Source organism: Geminicoccaceae bacterium, from assembly GCA_020638465.1.
Lineage (GTDB): Bacteria > Pseudomonadota > Alphaproteobacteria > Geminicoccales > Geminicoccaceae > JAGREO01.
In genome coordinates this window covers 866224-883021 of the sequence record JACKIM010000002.1, presented here as the reverse complement: position 1 = coordinate 883021, position 16798 = coordinate 866224, and the positions used below count along the sequence as shown (strand labels likewise).

General features: G+C 62.4%; 15 protein-coding genes. 10 read left to right on the top strand and 5 right to left on the bottom strand.

Annotation, left to right across the window (positions count from 1 at the left end):
- Positions 1 to 89 precede the first annotated feature (89 nt).
- On the bottom strand, positions 90 to 2048 hold the full coding sequence (gene htpG / locus H6851_14460; protein MCB9944808.1) for a molecular chaperone HtpG: 1959 nt from the start codon (positions 2046 to 2048) through the stop codon (positions 90 to 92).
- A gap of 376 nt (positions 2049 to 2424) precedes the next feature.
- On the opposite strand from htpG, the gene H6851_14455 reads away from it, so the two are divergent.
- The 7 genes from H6851_14455 (at position 2425) to H6851_14425 (ending at position 7872) form a co-directional block, all read left to right on the top strand.
- Positions 2425 to 3816 (top strand): DEAD/DEAH box helicase, encoded by a 1392-nt coding sequence (locus H6851_14455; protein MCB9944807.1) that lies wholly within the window; start codon positions 2425 to 2427, stop codon positions 3814 to 3816.
- 97 nt (positions 3817 to 3913) lie between these two features.
- A complete protein-coding gene (locus H6851_14450) occupies positions 3914 to 4156 on the top strand; it encodes an Lrp/AsnC ligand binding domain-containing protein (GenBank protein ID MCB9944806.1) in 243 nt (80 codons plus the stop codon).
- Between the two features lie 11 nt (positions 4157 to 4167).
- Complete coding sequence (locus H6851_14445) at positions 4168 to 4800, top strand: NUDIX domain-containing protein (protein ID MCB9944805.1); 633 nt, start codon at positions 4168 to 4170, stop codon at positions 4798 to 4800.
- A gap of 58 nt (positions 4801 to 4858) precedes the next feature.
- On the top strand, positions 4859 to 5149 hold the full coding sequence (locus tag H6851_14440) for an ETC complex I subunit (GenBank protein ID MCB9944804.1): 291 nt from the start codon (positions 4859 to 4861) through the stop codon (positions 5147 to 5149).
- A 154-nt stretch (positions 5150 to 5303) separates the two neighbouring features.
- A complete protein-coding gene (locus H6851_14435) occupies positions 5304 to 6311 on the top strand; it encodes an ABC transporter substrate-binding protein (protein MCB9944803.1) in 1008 nt (335 codons plus the stop codon).
- 9 nt (positions 6312 to 6320) lie between these two features.
- The gene (locus H6851_14430) at positions 6321 to 7088 is read left to right on the top strand and encodes an ABC transporter ATP-binding protein (protein ID MCB9944802.1); all 768 of its coding nucleotides are present in this window, start codon (positions 6321 to 6323) and stop codon (positions 7086 to 7088) included.
- Entirely contained in the window at positions 7081 to 7872 is a 792-nt protein-coding gene (locus H6851_14425; GenBank protein MCB9944801.1) for an ABC transporter permease, read from the top strand. The genes H6851_14430 and H6851_14425 overlap by 8 nt, the downstream gene beginning before the upstream one ends.
- A gap of 25 nt (positions 7873 to 7897) precedes the next feature.
- On the opposite strand, the gene H6851_14420 is transcribed toward H6851_14425, so the two are convergent.
- From H6851_14420 to H6851_14410, 3 genes are read right to left on the bottom strand one after another with little or no spacing between them, the layout of a single operon-like run.
- Positions 7898 to 9253: a HAMP domain-containing histidine kinase gene (locus H6851_14420; protein MCB9944800.1), complete on the bottom strand. Its 1356-nt coding sequence runs from the start codon at positions 9251 to 9253 to the stop codon at positions 7898 to 7900.
- Positions 9250 to 9927 (bottom strand): response regulator transcription factor, encoded by a 678-nt coding sequence (locus tag H6851_14415; protein MCB9944799.1) that lies wholly within the window; start codon positions 9925 to 9927, stop codon positions 9250 to 9252. Before H6851_14415 ends, H6851_14420 begins: the two co-directional genes overlap by 4 nt.
- A gap of 5 nt (positions 9928 to 9932) precedes the next feature.
- Positions 9933 to 10220 carry a hypothetical protein gene (locus H6851_14410; protein ID MCB9944798.1) on the bottom strand — a complete coding sequence of 96 codons (288 nt, stop codon included), beginning with the start codon at positions 10218 to 10220 and terminating at the stop codon, positions 9933 to 9935.
- A gap of 156 nt (positions 10221 to 10376) precedes the next feature.
- On the opposite strand from H6851_14410, the gene H6851_14405 reads away from it, so the two are divergent.
- Positions 10377 to 11249, top strand: coding sequence for a hypothetical protein (locus tag H6851_14405; GenBank protein MCB9944797.1), 873 nt, complete (start codon positions 10377 to 10379; stop codon positions 11247 to 11249).
- Here H6851_14405 and betC read toward each other — a convergent pair.
- A complete protein-coding gene (gene betC / locus H6851_14400) occupies positions 11191 to 12708 on the bottom strand; it encodes a choline-sulfatase (protein MCB9944796.1) in 1518 nt (505 codons plus the stop codon). The genes H6851_14405 and betC overlap by 59 nt on opposite strands.
- 118 nt (positions 12709 to 12826) lie before the next feature.
- Between betC and rimO the strand changes: the two genes are divergently transcribed.
- Positions 12827 to 14155, top strand: a complete 1329-nt coding sequence (gene rimO, locus H6851_14395) for a 30S ribosomal protein S12 methylthiotransferase RimO (protein MCB9944795.1) — start codon at positions 12827 to 12829, stop codon at positions 14153 to 14155.
- Positions 14156 to 14339: 184 nt separating this feature from the next.
- Complete coding sequence (locus tag H6851_14390) at positions 14340 to 16547, top strand: S8 family serine peptidase (GenBank protein MCB9944794.1); 2208 nt, start codon at positions 14340 to 14342, stop codon at positions 16545 to 16547.
- Positions 16548 to 16798 lie beyond the last annotated feature (251 nt).

Genomic DNA, 16798 nt, shown 5'->3' with positions numbered 1-16798 from the left:
CAAGCAAGGATGGCCGACGGAACGCGACAGGGAGCAGCCGGACGGCATTGCAGCGCAAGGAATGGCGCAATGCCGCCCGGGATCCGGTGTCAGCCGGCGACGGCCTGCGCCAGATAGCGGCTCATGCGGCGCGAAAACGCGCCCGGATCGGGAACGGGTTCCCCCTCGATGATGCGGGCCTGATCGAGAAGGAGTTGCGACAGCTCACGCAGCTCGTTTTCCCTGCCGGCATCGTCGACAAGTGCCGCCATGCGCCGGACAAGGGCATGGCCGCCGTTGACTTCGAGGATACGGCCGCCCAGCTGGGCAAGCTGGTTGTGCTGCTTGAGGAAGCGTTCCAGGCGCATGTCCATCGAACCGGCATCGGCAACCAGGCAGACGGCGCTGTCCGTAAGCCGTTTGGACAGTTTCACGTCCTTGACCGCGTCACCCAGCGCGAGCTTGATCGTCGCGATCAGCTTGTCGAGCCCCTCGACCGGCTGCTCCTCGTCCTTCTGCGAACCGCCGTCGATCGAGGAGAGATCGACATCCCCCTTGGTCAGCGAGGTGAATTTCCTGCCATCGTGTTCGTCGACCTCGGGCAGCCAGAACTCGTCCACCGGGTCATCGAGCAGCAACACCTCGACTCCCCTGGCCCGCGCCTGCTCCAGCTGCGGACTGTTGCGCAGGCCGGCGATATTTTCACCACTGATGTAGTAGATCGCCTCCTGGCCCGGCTTCATCCGTTCCACATACCCGGCAAGGCTGGTCCAGCCATCGTCCCGGGTGGTGCGGAACCGGGCCAGTTCCATCAATCGCCCGCGATTCTCGCGATCCTCGTAGAGCCCTTCCTTGAGCACCGCCCCGAAGGACTCCCAGAACATCGTGTAGGTCGCAGCCTCCTGCTCCCCGGACATGTCCTCTGCGGCTTCCCCCTCGCCCCCGGTGCCGGCAGCCGTGGCGTCGGCCTTCGCCTTCCGGGCCAGCTCGTCGAGCAGGCGCTTGACCAGGACCTTCCTCATACGGGCAACGACGCTGCCATGCTGCAGCGTCTCGCGGCTGACATTGAGCTGCAGGTCCTCGCTGTCGACCACACCGGAAACAAAGCGCAGATAGCGGGGCAAAAGCGCCTCCACGTCATCGCCGATGAAGACGCGACGGACATAGAGCTTCACACCGTGGTGCCGCTTGGGGTCGTAGAGGTCGAACGGCTTTTGCGTCGGCATGAACAGCAACGCGGTGTAGGCCAGCGTACCCTCTGCCGAGAAATGCACGCGGACAAACGGATCGTCGAACGCGTGTGCGTTGTGGTGGTAGAATTCCCTGTACTGCTCCTCGGTGATGTCCGAACGATTGCGAGCCCACAATGCGGAGCCGTCGTTGATCTGCTCAGGATCGCCGTCTTTCTTGCCCTCGGCCTCACTGTCCTTGCCGGCAACAGTCTCCAGAGTGATCGGAAAACCGATGTGATCGGAGTAGCGGCGGATGATGTCGCGGATTCGCCGGTCCGCGAGGAACTCCTTGGCATCCTCCTTCAGGTGGAGGGTGATCGAGGTTCCGCGCGGCAGCGCATCTTCGGCCTCGCTGATGGAATAGCCTGTCTTCCCGTCCGAGACCCAAAGCCAGCCCTGCTTGTCGCCGGCCTTGCGCGACCGGACGATCACCTTGTCGGCAACCATGAATACGGAATAGAACCCGACGCCGAACTGGCCGATCAGCTTCAGGTCGGCTTTCCGGTCGCCTGTGACGGCTTCGAGGAACCGTGACGTTCCCGAACGGGCGATCGTCCCCAGATTGTCGACCAGATCGTCCCGATCCATACCGATACCGTTGTCGGCAATCTCCAGGAGGCCATGGTCCTCGTCACTGCGGACACGAATGGCAAAGGCGCTTTCGCCCTCGAGCAGTTCCGGCTGTGAAAGGCTCTCGTAACGCAGCTTGTCGCACGCATCCGATGCATTCGACACCAGTTCGCGCAGGAAGATGTCTCGCTCCTTGTAGAGCGAATTGATCACCAGATCGAGAATGCGGCCGACTTCGGCCTCGAAGGGTTGGACGTTCTCCGGCATAGCCTTTTGATCATCTCGCAAGTTAACGGGTCGTCGTGGATGTGGTTCCTGCGTCTCGCGGTTCAAGATGAAGCCATCGGGTCCATGGCCGGCCGAAAGGGTCATTCGGCCGGAAAAGCCGGCAAACGGCACTGGATCGCCGGGGCTGCCGGCGTCCGTGCGGGGGATGACCCTTGCCGGATGATGGACATTCGCCGTCGCAGGATCATGGCGGCACCGGCATCGGACGTTAACTTCTTGATGTACGCGCGTGTTCTGTGGATCGGATCAGAACTGAAACTGCAATCTGTTTGATTGACAAATGCTCGTCGACACCCACATATGCAACATCAAACACTATCATCAGGCTTGAAGGTTATCATTGACCACTGAACAAATTGACGGCTTCGCAGGACTTGGCCTCCGCGAAGACATTCTGCGTGCAATCCGTGACGCAGGGTACGAAAAGCCCACGGAAATCCAGAGCCGCGCAATCCCCGAGGTCCTCAAGCGACGCGATATCGTGGGAATAGCACAGACCGGTACGGGCAAGACGGCCTCATTCACATTGCCGATGCTCGATATCCTCGCATCCGGTCGGGCCCGGGCCCGCATGCCCCGCTCGCTCATTCTCAGCCCGACACGCGAGCTGGCGACCCAGACGGCCGAGAATTTCGAGATTTACGGCAAATACCTCAATCTCAGCATGGCGTTGCTCATCGGCGGCGTCGGCATGGGCGAACAGGAAAAGGTCCTCGAAAAGGGGGTCGATGTCCTGATTGCCACGCCCGGGCGGATGCTGGACTGGTTCGATCGTGGCAAGATCCTTCTCGGTGGCGTCAACGTCGTCGTGATCGACGAGGCTGACCGGATGCTGGACATGGGGTTCATCCCCGATGTCGAGCGGATCATGCAGCTCATGGCGCTCCGCAAGCAGACCCTTTTGTTCTCGGCGACCATGCCGAAGGAAATCCGCCGGCTGGCCGAGCGCTTCCTCACCGATCCCCTGGAGGTCGAGGTTGCGCGTCCCGCCCAGACCAAGAGCCTCATCAAGGACATGCTCGTACCGCTGGCGGATGGCCGCAGGAAGCGTCAGGCGCTCGACCAGCTGCTGCGCGCCGAGGCGGCCGACAAGGCGATCATCTTCTGCAATCGCAAGCGCGATGTCAGCACGCTGACCCAGTTCCTCAAGCGTGCCGACTACAATGCCAGCGACATTCACGGCGATCTCGACCAGAGCCAGCGTGACGCCACCCTGACCGCCTTCAAGCGCGGCGAGGTCGACCTGCTGGTGGCCACGGACGTCGCGGCCCGCGGGCTCGACATCTCCGACATGCCGCTTGTGGTGAACTTCGACGTGCCCCTGCATGCGGACGACTACATTCACCGCATCGGCCGCACCGGGCGCGCCGGGCGCGAGGGCAAGGCATTCACCTTCTCCACTCCCGACGACAGCAAGCTGGTTTCGGCCATCGAGCGCCTGACCGGACGCACGATCGAGCGTCACACCATGGCGCATCGTGCCGAGCCGGAGGCGGATGCCGGCGGTGAGGACAGGAGTTCCGCACGGTCCGGCAGGACCGCCCGCAGCCGTACGGTCAGGCGCGAGGAAAGCGGTGTTTTCAAGACCAAGGCCCGGACGGCCCCGACCGGAAGGGGCCGGGAAGCGGCACAGCCTACTCGCCGGCGTCGTGACACGCGTGATGATGAGCGTCCCGTGCTGGGGTTGGGGGACCATGTTCCGGCTTTCCTTTTGCGGCCCGTTCCTGCAAAAGCCTTGGCAGGCTAACCCGGAATCCATGGAGTTCGGGCATATCATCCGACCAGTCGCAACGATGGGTCCGTCTTCGTTGCGGGCATGACCGGAAGGCGGAACAGGTGACGCGATGCAGACGATCTTCGTGATGGTCAAATGTGAGCTCGGGCAATCCTATGAGGTGGCCGAGGCCGCGCGCGAGAGGATCGAAGAGGCTTCCGAAGTCTACTCGATCTCCGGGCAATATGACCTCATCATGAAATTCCACCTCGATCAGGGTGTGGATATCGGTCGTTTCGTCAACAGCCGGGTGCAGGTACTCGACGGCGTCAAGGACACCTTCACGCTCATCACCTTCAAGGCCTTCGGTTGAAGTTATCCTCCATGCCGAAAACATCGACGTTCGACGCGGAACGCGATCTTGAGATCATTGACCGCCGCGTCGCGTCGCAGGGGTTCTTCCGCTTCGAGAAGCTCAGGCTCCGGCATCGACGGTTCGACGGTTCCTGGAGCGGGGAGTTCGATCGGGAACTGCTTCGCATTCCCCGCGCGGTATGCGTGCTTCCCTATGACCCACAGCGCGATATCGTGCTTTTGATCGAGCAGTTCCGTACCGGTGCCATAGACCACGAGGGCGGTCCATGGCTGCTGGAATGCATCGCCGGATTGATGGAAGACCATGAGGATCCGCCGACGACGGCGCGCCGCGAAGTCGGTGAGGAAGCCGGCATCGAGGTCGACAGGCTGGAGCGTGTCGGTGTCTATGCCCCCAGTCCGGGAGCCGTCAGCGAGCGCACGACGATGTTCATCGCCCGTTTCGATGCGGGCTCGGTATCGGCCGGCATTCACGGCCTCGATGATGAAAACGAGGATATCCGCACCCATCTGGTGACTTTCGACCAGGCGCTCGAATTAATCGACTGCGAACGCATCACCGCAGCCAACGCCCAGTTGCTGTTGCGCTGGCTGCAGATCAATCGTGACAACCTGCGGCAGCGCTGGGGCGCTCCGGCTTGAACTCCGGCGCCAAACATTCTAGCTGTTGCGCACGCGCTCAGGAGGAGGCCCGTCGACCATGGCGACTGCACGTATCTACCAACCGGCCAAGACGCAGGCCTCGTCAGGCCGGCGCAAGACCCGGCAATGGCTCGTCGAGTTCGAGCCGACGGCACGCAAGCAGGCCGACCGGCTGATCGGCTGGATCGGTTCCGACGACACCCAGCAACAGGTTCAGCTGCATTTCCCGTCGAAGGAAGCAGCCATGGCCTATTGCAAGCGCGAGCAGATCGAGTTTCATGTCGATGATCCTCACCGGCGCGTCGTGCGACCGAAGGCCTATGCCGACAATTTCACCAGGCGAGCCTGACCCGACATCGTGACTGCCGTCCGGCGATGATTGTGGCCTTGAGACGGAGTTTTTGGAAGCGGCATGGCCCGATGCGGCAAGCCATTGCCGGGCGGTGTCGTTGCGGATGTCGGGACGATCACGAAAGGGAGGATGAGTGATGGTGGAGATCAGGATGAAACGGCGACAGGCGCTGACCGGTGCCGCGGGCCTCGCTGCCGGCGCCATGTTCCCTCGCATCGGCCGTGCCGGTACGCCACTGAATGTCGGTGCCCTGCGCTTCACCAGCCATGCCGCGAGTTTCGTCGCTTTCGAGCGCGGTTATTTTGCCGACGAAGGGCTTGACGTGACCTTCCGGTTCTTCGAGGCGGCACAGCCCATGGCCGTTGCCATCGCCTCGGGCGATGCCGATTTCAGTGTCACCTCGGTCACCGGCGGCCTCGTCAGCCTTGCCCAAAAGGGTGCAGTGAAGGTCATTGGCGGTGCCCTGCAGGAGGAAAAGGGGATCGATGGGCAGATGATCCTCGCATCCGAGGCGGCCTATGCGGATGGACTGACATCTCCCGGGGATCTGGCGGGACGCACCTTCGGCATCACGACGGCAGGCTCGTCCTTCCACTACATGGCGGCGAAGATCGCCGAAAGGGAAGGAATCGCGGATCTCAGGCTGAAGCCGTTGCAGAAGGTGCCGGCGATCATCGGTGCGCTCAAGTCCGGACAGATCGACGCATGGAGTATCGTTCCCCATATCGGAAAACCCCTGGTCGAGAGCGGTGCCGTCCGGCACATCGGCATGGTCGCGGACTTCATTCCCGATTATCAGGTAACCACGGTCTTCACCTCGACTGCCAACGCCGTTGACGATCGCCCCAGGACAGAAGCCTTCCTTCGCGCCTTTTCCCGCGGGGCCGACGATTTCGACGCGGCACTGGTCGACAGGACCCTGGGCGAGGACAAAGCCACGGAAATGGTCGAGCTCATCCACAAATATGTCTATGCCGACAAGCCCTACGAGGAGGCGGAAAAATCGATCCGTGACGGCGCCATGCGCATCAACAGGGACGCGGCACTCAACGTCACCAGCGTCGGTGACCAGCTTGGCTGGTTCAAGTCGGAAGGACTGGTCGACGAGGATGTCGGCATGGACACGCTGGTCGACTCCTCCTATGTGCGGACATTTTGATCCGAAGTCATGGAACTGCGTCTTGAGCAGGTGAACCATCGCTATGCCGATGTCGACGTCCTGCAATCCATTGACCTTGACATCGTCGGCGGGCGGGTCACCTGCCTGATCGGCCCGTCCGGATGCGGCAAATCGACGCTATTGCGAATCATCGGCGGGATGGAGAGACCGGCCTCCGGCAGGGTCATGCAGGAGGGGGCCGTTCCACCCGATACGCTCAATCCGCTGACTTATGTCTTTCAGGATTTCGCGTTGCTGCCATGGCGTACGGTCGAGGGCAATATACGTCTCGTTCTTGAGGATCATCGACTCAGTCGCGCGGCCCGGCGCGAGATCGTCGACGATGTCCTTGAACGAACCCGGCTGACGGACTTCCGCGACGCCCTGCCCCGCCAGCTTTCGGGGGGGATGCGGCAGCGGGTGGGAATCGCCCGTGCACTGGCCGTGCGGCCCGCGGTGCTGCTGATGGACGAGCCGCTTTCCGCACTCGACAGCCAGACCCGCGAACTGCTGATGGACGATCTGGTGGGGTTGTGGACCCGGTCACCGTTCACGGCCGTCTATGTTACCCACAATCTCGATGAAGCGGTGCGGCTCGGCCACAGGATCGTCCTGCTGTCGCGCCGTCCGGGCACCATTCGCCAGATCGTGACCATTGACCGTCCACTTGCAGGACGTGACGACCGGGACGGCGAGCTTGCCGCCATTCGCGCGCGATTGTGGCAGGAGATGCGCGACGAGGTGGTTCGGGCCGACAATGAACTCGTTCATGGATAATCCCCGCCCCGTTCCTTTCCGCGGCGGAGGATTCTCCCCACGACCCGTCAGGTTTGCAGCACCTCTGGTCTTCATCGCGATCATTTCGCTGCTCGAAGTGGGTACCCGGACAGGTTTCATCTCCTCCCTGACGCTTCCCCGCCCCTCCGATGTCGCGCTCACATTCGTCAGCCTCTACCGCTCCGGGCTGCTCTGGGAACACCTCCTGCCATCGCTGTCGCGGCTGTTCGTCGGCTCGTTGCTGGGAGTGACCGCGGGTATCGTGGTCGGCGTTCTCATCGGCCTGTTCAGCGTCGTTCGTGCCGCACTCGTGCCGATCGTCGCCGCGATCTTCCCCATTCCCAAGATTGCGCTCCTGCCCTTGTTCATCATCTGGTTCGGTATCGACGAAGGATCGAAATATGCGCTGATTGCGCTCGGTACCTTCACGCCGATGGTGGTGGCGACCTATGGCGGCGTGGACAATGTCGATAGGACATTGATCCGCATGGGACAGAGTTTCAATCTTTCGTGGTGGTCCATCACCCGCAAGATCATTCTGCCCGGTGCGCTTCCCGCCATCCTGTCCGGCCTGCGCGTCTCTCTCGCCATCGCCATCATCCTGCTGGTCGCAGCCGAGATGCTGGGCGCGGAACACGGCATCGGAGCCTATATCCTCGAAGCCGGCAGCCTCTACGACCTGGAGCGCCTGTTTGCCGGCGTCGCCATCCTGTCGGTCCTGGGCGTCGCCACCAGCTGGCTCGTCGGTCGTGCTGAAAAGACCCTCCTCACCTGGCGGAATTGAAAATTCTCCGAAGATCTTCAGGTCTTCAATGCCTGAGCTGGATTTCGAGGCGCGCCTCAAGGCCGCCCAGCCTCGATGCGGCCAGCGTCAGCATGCCACCGTGGAGCTCGACCAGATCCTTGACGATGGCAAGGCCGAAGCCCGAGCCCGGCGGTGCGAGATCGAGACGTTCGCCCCAGTCGACCGCCCGCTCCCTCTCGACATCGCTCAGACCCGGACCATCATCGCTCACCGTGAGGCGGAAGGGACTGCCATCCATGGCCGACACGACGATCCGCGAGCGCGCATGCTTGGATGCATTGGTCACCAGGTTGGTCACCATGGCCTCGAGATCCTGGCGCGGAATGCGCAATTCGATCGCGGGAGAACAGTCGATTTCGATCGCGATCGGCGTACGTCGATAGATGAGCGCCACACCATCGCAGACATCGCGCAGGATCGGCAGCAGATGGACCGCGGGTTCGGGTGCGCCGGGGCCGACCGCCGTCGCAAGCGCCGTATAACGGTCGAGCAGCGCGGCCATGCCGTCGATGCGACGGATCGCCATGTCGCGCTCGTCGGGCTGGTCCAGCGCGTTGCGAATGATGGCGAGCGGATGCTTGAGGTCATGCCCGATCTTGCCGATGTAGCGTCGTGTGCGCTGCACCAGGACCTCGCTGCGTGCCAGGGCCTCGTTGAGCTGACTGACCACTGCCGCAATCTCGCTGGGGAATTCCCCCTCGATGCGATGGGTGGCACCTGCTTCGAACCGGGCGGCGGCGTGGCGAAGGCGGCGCAGGGGCACACCCAGCACGATACCGAGCATGAGCAGGATGCCCAGCAGCAACAATCCCAGCACGGTGAAAATCTGCACAGCGGCCCGTTCGAAGGGTGCTGCATGTTCGGCCATGATCGCCGCACGTCGTTCGCTCGTGATCGCCGCCCAGTAGGTGACGTATTTCGAGCCGGGATTTTCGACACCTGGAGCTGAAGGCACACTTTCCTTGATCCGGCGAACCACCGTGCGAAACGTACCGATCGGCGTGTCGATATCCCTTTGCGTGAAACTTACCGAAACGTCGACCGGTGTCGGCAGGATGACATCCTCGAAGAACAGCAGATCCGACCGGTAGAGTGTCCCGTCATCGGCAGCGATCTGCCAGACCAGTTCCACATCCCCCGGGCCGAATGGTGCCACACCCGTGATTTCGGCCGTCGCCCAATATCCCCTGAGTTCGCGCGCAAGGGCCAGCAGGCGGTTCTCCACCACGGCCTCCGCCGGCCCCTGAATGGCCGTCTGGAGCGCAAACCAGCTCGAAACGCCGACCACGACGAAAAGGATACCGGCAACGAGAGCAAAACGCCGCATCAGGCTCCGCGGCTCGCGAAGCCTCAGGATCACGGCCGGTTCACCTCGTCAGCAAGGCGATAGCCGAAGCCGTGCACGGTCTCGATCGCCGTTCGCCCGAGCTTGTCACGCAACCGGCTGACATAGACCGGGATTTCGGCGGCGGTCTTCGTGCTTTCGGCATCGAACCCGCGTTCGACAATTTCCTGGGCCTGCATCGGTCGACCATCGGCAGTGGTCAGGCAGAGGAGAATTCTGTATTCCGTGGGGGTCAGTCGCAGGAGATCGTCGCCGAGCCAGACCTTCAGTGCCACCGTGTCGATGCGCAGGTCGCCGCGTTCGAGGATGACCCCGCGGCTGTTGGGCCCGGCCGAGTTGACCACGCCGCGCACCCAGTCCAGCAGAAGCTCGCTGTCGACCGGCTTGAGCAGGTAGTTGGTGGCCCCGGCGCGAACACCTTCACGCATGTCCGAGACCTCGGTGCGCGAGGCTGTCAGGACGATCACCGGCATGGTCAGTCCCGCGTTGCGCCAGCGCTTGAGCACGGTGAGCCCGTCCATCCCGGGAACCCCCGGATCGAGGATGACGGCGGCATATGGCGCGTCGCGGCCCATTTCCAGCGCCAGTGGCCCATCGGCTGCGTGATCGACGGCATAGCCTTCCTGTTCCAGCAGCCGCCGGATCTGTCGTGCCAGATCGGGATCGTCTTCAACCAGTAGAATTCGCATGGTCGTCAGTTTTCGTCTGCCTGATTGGGAGCCGTCGTGTAGATCACCTTGTCCTGGTCCGGATCGACATAGATGAGGCGCTCACCATCGTCGCCATCGAGCACGACCTCGTACATGAAACCGGAATGAGTCGGTGCCGGACGACGGACATAGATCTTCACGACGGTGAGATCGCGATAGCGCGGATCGCTGTCGAGGGCCTTCCGAACCGTATCCGGGTAGCGCTCAGTACCCGTGGCCGTGCCGCCGAGCACCAGAAACGCCATGATGAATATCGCTGTTCGCTTGATCATTCCCCCATCCTAGGGCCGGAAACAACCCGGATACAGTAAACGGGTGTTATGTCCCTTTCAGGACGGTTGCACAAGAATAACCCCATGAACATTCAATCGATCCCTCAAGACCGGATAAATCGACAAATAGCGATAAAAGCAAGCCGGGAGAACATCATGCGTCTCATATCGTTGCTGATTGGCAGCGTTCTCGTACTGGGTGTGCCAGATAATGCCCGTTCGGATGCCATCTCCGCACATTCCCGTAATGATGAAAAAGCTCTTTTCGAGAATTTCCACGACACTAAATCCGCTTCGCACAACGGTTCGCCCGTGACTGCGACATATGCCCGGCCGGGCAACTCCGGCAAACCCGCGCGCGCCCGGATGCAACTGGCGATGAACGACCATGCGGGCTGGCAGCAGACCGATGCGCAGACATTCCGCATGGCCCCGGGACGGCGCATGGACGGTCAGTCCCTGTCGCTCTCCGGCCTGGCCGGGCTCGACGGCCTGGACCGCGACCGCGTCGTCGAGCGCGTCGAGATCAGCTATTCGGGCGGACGCGACGATGCCTCGTTCGGTCTCATGATCGGGCAAAGCCCGATCGGTCGTGTTCCCCTGCGGCGGAACGCCCGCCACGCTTCGCTGGTCGTCCCGGCCGGTATTTCGGTCGGTGCCAGTCTCGGTGCGTTACGGCTGGCGTTCGAGGGCAGCATCTTCGTCGATGGCGTGACCGTCCACCTGCGGTCGATACACGAACCCCGCCGGACGATTGTCATCCACCGCCCCCGCCACGACAACCGGCGATTCGAGCGGAGAGATGGCCACCGCGACCATGACCGCGGCTCCTATCAGCGGCGTCATGATGACGATCGCCGCCGCTATCAATCTGACCGCCGCGACCGGGACCGGGACCGCGGATCAGACCGGACCCGCCAGCGCGTCCGCGACCATGACCGCGGCACCGGACAGGGTCGCCGCAGCGATATCAGATCCGCGAGGCCCGGCGCGGGCGGGGGAAACGGCTCCTTTCCTCGACATCATTGAGATCGAGATGATTGCGCATGAACCGACGCGACTCGTCGACATGCGGTTGAAATTCCCATGATGTGTAGCGGCCCTGGCGAAGCGCATCGTTCAGGGCCCGCCGCCTGCCCTGCGAGGCCAGGACCTCGGCATGCAGGGCGAACAGGTCGTATCCGTCGGCAATCTGTCCGGCGAATTCCGACGCACGGGGATCATCCTCCGCCAGGTTGTTCCGCTCGCAGGGGTCGTTCCCGAGATCGAACATCAGCGGCGGGTCGCCCGGGGCATGGATGTATTTCAGGGAATTGTCCCGGATCATGACCATGGGCGACACTGCCCCCTCGCCCTGATATTCGGCCATGATGCGATTGCCACGTTCGAGACGGCCCCCATCGAGCAGGGGCAGGAGATTCTCGCCATCGAGGCCATCCATCAACGGAGATTCTGACACATCGGCGAAAGATGCCAAAGTAGGAAAGATGTCGAGAAGGCTTACATGCGTGCCGATACGCTGCGATCCGCCTCGCCGCGGGTCGTGAATGACCAGCGGCACCCGTGCCGACCCTTCAAAGAAGCTCATCTTGTACCACAGCCCGTGCTCGCCCAGCATGTCTCCATGATCGCTGGTGAAGATGATGACGGTGTTATCCGCCAGCCCCGTTTCCTCAAGTGTGGCAAGAATCTCGCCGATACGGTCATCGAGATAGGCCAGCGCGGCCAGATAGGCATGGCGGGCGTTGCGGATTTCGTCCTTGCCGACGGGCATGGCCGCCATGTCGCACACATGGCGCAGTCTCTCGCTATGGGGATCATTCGCAGGAGTGGGGGTCATCGGATCGGGGACATCATCGTGCCCGATCCGGTCCCAGTACCGCCGGCGCATGGCGTAGGGATCGTGCGGGTGGGTGAACGAGACCGTCAGGCAGAAGGGTTCCTGCTCGCGGCGTGCGATGTCATACAGGCACTGGCGTGCACGAAACGCGACCTCGTCATCATATTCGAGCTGGTTGGTGATTTCGGCGGGCCCGGCCTGCTGGACCGAGGCCATGTTGTGATACCACCAGTCGATCCGCTCCCGCGGCCGGTTCCAGTCCGGAACCCAGCCGAAATCCGCCGGGTAGACATCCGTTGTCAACCGTTCCTCGAAGCCGTGAAGCTGGTCGGGGCCGACGAAATGCATCTTGCCGCAAAGAACCGTCCTGTAACCGCTGGCGCGCAGCAGGTGGGCGAAGGTCGGCGTCGAGGCCGGGAGCTCGGCGGCGTTGTCATAGACACCGTGATGCGATGGGAGGAGGCCGGTCATGAAGGATGCACGTGACGGCGCGCAGAGCGGCGAGGCACAATAGGCCGAATCGAAGATCACGCCGTTGGCCGCCAGCCGGTCGAGATGCGGTGTCCTGACGGCCGGATGTCCCGCCCAGGATGTCATGTCGCCGGCCCACTGGTCGGTCATCAGGATGAGAATGTTGGGGCGGGTCATGTGCTCTCCCTGAAATCTGGATGATCTTGCGGACGGCTTCTCGTTAGACGCAACGGAGTTGTCGAGACAAGTGTGGAAGTCCTTCCCACATGGCTGGTGCGCTTCTATAAGCGCCGGCATGCACAGACCCGCTCCCGTCAAGAAGATCGGCATGGTCAGCCTCGGCTGTCCCAAGGCCCTTGTCGATTCCGAACGCATCCTGACCACGCTGCGATCCGAAGGCTACGAGATCGCGGCAGACTACGATTCCGCCGATGCGGTGATCGTCAATACATGTGGATTTCTCGACAGCGCCAAGGCCGAGAGCCTGGAGGCTATCGGCGAGGCGGTGGCCGCCAATGGCCGGGTGATCGTCACCGGCTGCATGGGCAACGACGTCGAGCGGATCCGCGAGATCCATCCCAGGGTCCTGGCAGTAACCGGCCCGCAGGCCTTCGACGAGGTGGTGGCGGCAGTGCATGAAACGGCACCGCCGGCGCACGATCCCTATGTTGACCTCGTCCCGCCCGAGGGCATCCGGCTGACGCCGAGGCATTACGCCTATCTGAAGATTTCCGAAGGCTGCAACCACCACTGCAGCTTCTGCATCATCCCCTCCCTGCGTGGCCGCCTGCGCAGCCGCAAGCCGCATCACATCCTGCACGAGGCCACCAGGCTCGTGGAGGCCGGGTGTCAGGAACTGCTGGTGATCTCCCAGGATACCAGCGCCTATGGCGTCGATCTCAAGCATGAGACCTTCAACTGGAAGGGACGGGAGCTTCGTGCCCACATTACCGATCTTGCCGAGGCCCTGGGCGAACTCGACGTCTGGGTAAGGCTCCACTACATCTACCCTTACCCTCATGTCGACCAGTTGATCCCATTGATGGCCGACGGGCTGGTATTGCCGTATCTTGACATTCCCTTCCAGCATGCAAGCCCCTCCGTCCTCAAGGCCATGCGCCGCCCTGCGCATCAGGAGCGCACCTTGGAGCGCATTGAGTGCTGGCGTCGCGAAGTGCCCGATCTCGCCCTGCGTTCGACCATGATCGTCGGATTTCCCGGCGAGACCGATCACGATTTCGAGCAACTGCTCGAATGGCTCCGCGAGGCACGGCTCGATCGCGTCGGCTGTTTTCGCTACGAGAATGTCGAGGGAGCGGCCTCCAACAACCTCGACGGGCATGTGCCCGAGGAGGTCAAGAAGGAGCGCTGGAACCGCCTCATGGAGCTTCAGCGCGACATCTCGCGCGACAAGCTGGCGTCACGGGTCGGAACCACGACCGACATCGTCATCGATTCGGTCGGCGAGGATGGCGTGGCCATCGGCCGAAGCTGGGCCGAAGCGCCGGAGATCGACGGCGTCATTCATGTCGAGGATGCCGACGAACTGGAACCGGGCGATCTTCTCACGGCAGAGATTACCGGCAGTGACGACTACGACCTCCATGTCGGGCCACCTCTCTGATCGCGAACATTTTTAAGATCAACATCCTATTTTCAATGGAAACATCCATCCTTGCATTACATGCTTGCATCTCATGGAATTCTACTGATAGTTTAATTCACCATCTTCGATCTCTCTCAGTCAGGCCGTCGTTGTCGACAGCCACCCATTTATCGTGGCTGTCCAGTCTTCAGGAGTGGACGGCATGGACTTGCGGAGGAGGCTCCTTCTCGGGACCACCTTGAGCATGGGAGCACTCTCCCTTTCGGCCTGCGGCGGTGGCGGCGCGACAGGCGGCTCCTCGGGCCTGACCAGTTATGGCCTGGGATTGTCGCTGCTGTTCAGTCCTTCGACCTTCGAGACCGTTGAATACGGTGTCAGCGGCGCCCTCGCCCAGACCAACGCGTCCAGCGCCTATGGCGTCGGCGCGACCGGCAGCGGCATGGTGGTCGCGGTTATCGATACCGGTATCGACACGACACATGCCGAGCTCGTTTCGCACGTCCACCCGGACAGCACGGATATCATCGGAGGGCGCGGCGCGCTCCAGGATGTCGGCAATCACGGCACGCCCGTGTCGGGCGTCATCGCTGCCGACAGGAACGCCAACGGCATGCACGGAATGGCGTACAATTCACAGATCATGGCCATTCGTGCCGATTCCGCGGGAAGCTGTTCCGTCGGAAGCTCGGGATCCTGCACCTTCGATCAGACCGACCTGGCCACAGCGACCGACTATGCCGTCAGTCACAATGCCGACATTCTCAATTACAGCCTCGGCAACGCCCTTTCGCTCAACAGCGCTTTTCAAGGCAGCCTCGCCAACGCCGCCGGCAGCGGCCACGTCCTCGTCTTCGCTGCCGGCAACAACGGGTCCAGCAGCCCCGACTATCCCGGTGCCTTCGCGTCATCAAGCGAAGCCCAGGGACGTGCGATCGTCGTCGGTTCAGTCGACGCCAGCAACACGATCAGCGCGTTCTCGAACCGTGCGGGATCGTCGAAGAACGCATACATGGTCGCACCCGGCGAAAACATCGTATCCACGACCTCGGCCTCGGCCGGCGGTGGATATTCAGCCTATGACGGAACGTCACTCGCCGCGCCGTCAGTCTCCGGTGCGGCCGCCCTCGTCTGGCAGGCCGCACCCAGCCTGAGCGCAAACGAGGTCGTCTCGATCCTTCTCAACACCGCAACCGATCTCGGTCAAGCCGGTGTCGACAGCACCTACGGACACGGGCTGCTCAACCTGAAGGCCGCGCTGGCCCCCCAGGGCACGCTGACGCTCAGCCTCGGCAACCGCGTCGACGGGCACGAGCTGGCCGCTGCCGACAGCCGCATGACCCTTCCGGCCATGATGACCGGAGCTCCGGAACTGGGGCAGTCGCTCATGCTGCTCGATGCCTATGACCGTTCCTACAGCGTACTGCTCGAAAATTTCGTCGAACGGCGATCGTCGCCGCTCGACATCGCCCGATGGATCGACAGCGATCACGAGTTCGACAAGGAGGAACGGATCCTCGACGGCCGCGTCGCTTTTCAGGCGCGACCGGCATCCGAGCGCGACAATGGCGACCTCGCCCTGCGCGCACAGTTGCAGCCCGGCACCATGCTGGATATCGCCATCGGTCGCCCGATGGATGCGGCCAGCGTGACCCGCCCTCTCCCTTCGGCCGGTTTCGCCGAGCTGTCACAGGGTGCCTCGATGGCCATTGGCCACCAGCTCGGATACGGCTTCGAGTGGCGCATGGGGTTCAGCACGGCCATCGTCGACACGCAGCGATCCGACCTCGATGGCGCCGATCGCACCGACATCAGCAGCGAACTCGTCCATCGTTCAGCCTCCGGCGCCACGGCACGGCTTTCCCTGGGCCAGCTCGACGAGAGCGACGGCCCCTTCGGCATGGAGAGTGCTGGCGCGCTGGCATTCGGGGACGGCAGCCGTACCGTGCATGGCAGGATTTCCATCGACCAGCCGATCACCAGCGACCTGTCGCTGTTCGCCGAAGCCATGCTCGCCCGTACCACGGTCTCAAGTACAGCCACCGGCCTTGTCCGCGATGTCGGCAATTTCCGCAGTGACGGCTATGCGCTGGGACTGGCCTCACGCAACCTCCTGCGAGATGCCGACCGCTTTGCCGTCACCCTGATGCAGCCCCTGCGTCCTGACGGCCTTGAGGCCAGCCTGGACCTGCCGGTCGCCCGCACGCTCGATGGCACGGTCATCCGTCGCCGGCACGATGTCCGGTTGTCGGGCGATGGCCGCGAAATCGACCTTGCTCTCGACTATCGCCTGCCGCTGCACGATGGCAGGACCGTCCTGCGCCTTGGCGGCATTCTGCGCCATGAAGCCGACCACGATCCGGCACGCGATCTCGACTTCGTTTCCCTCTTCGGCCTCACCCACAGATTTTGACCGGTTGGAGAAGAACGGCAGAATTTTCAACGATTACCGATTAATGGAAGCACTTTCTTGTGCAGGAAATGATATTGGCTGCACAAACCATTGGATGATATAATTCAACCTATGGTTTATAAAATATAGAAAAACCGTTTGATTCAAGAGAGTTAGCGTGGCATAATCCTTACGAAGTCAAGAACGCAAGGCACCGTCTGACTTCCCGGGGTCCCATCCCACCGGTCACGATCGTCGAAGTCGAACCGCTC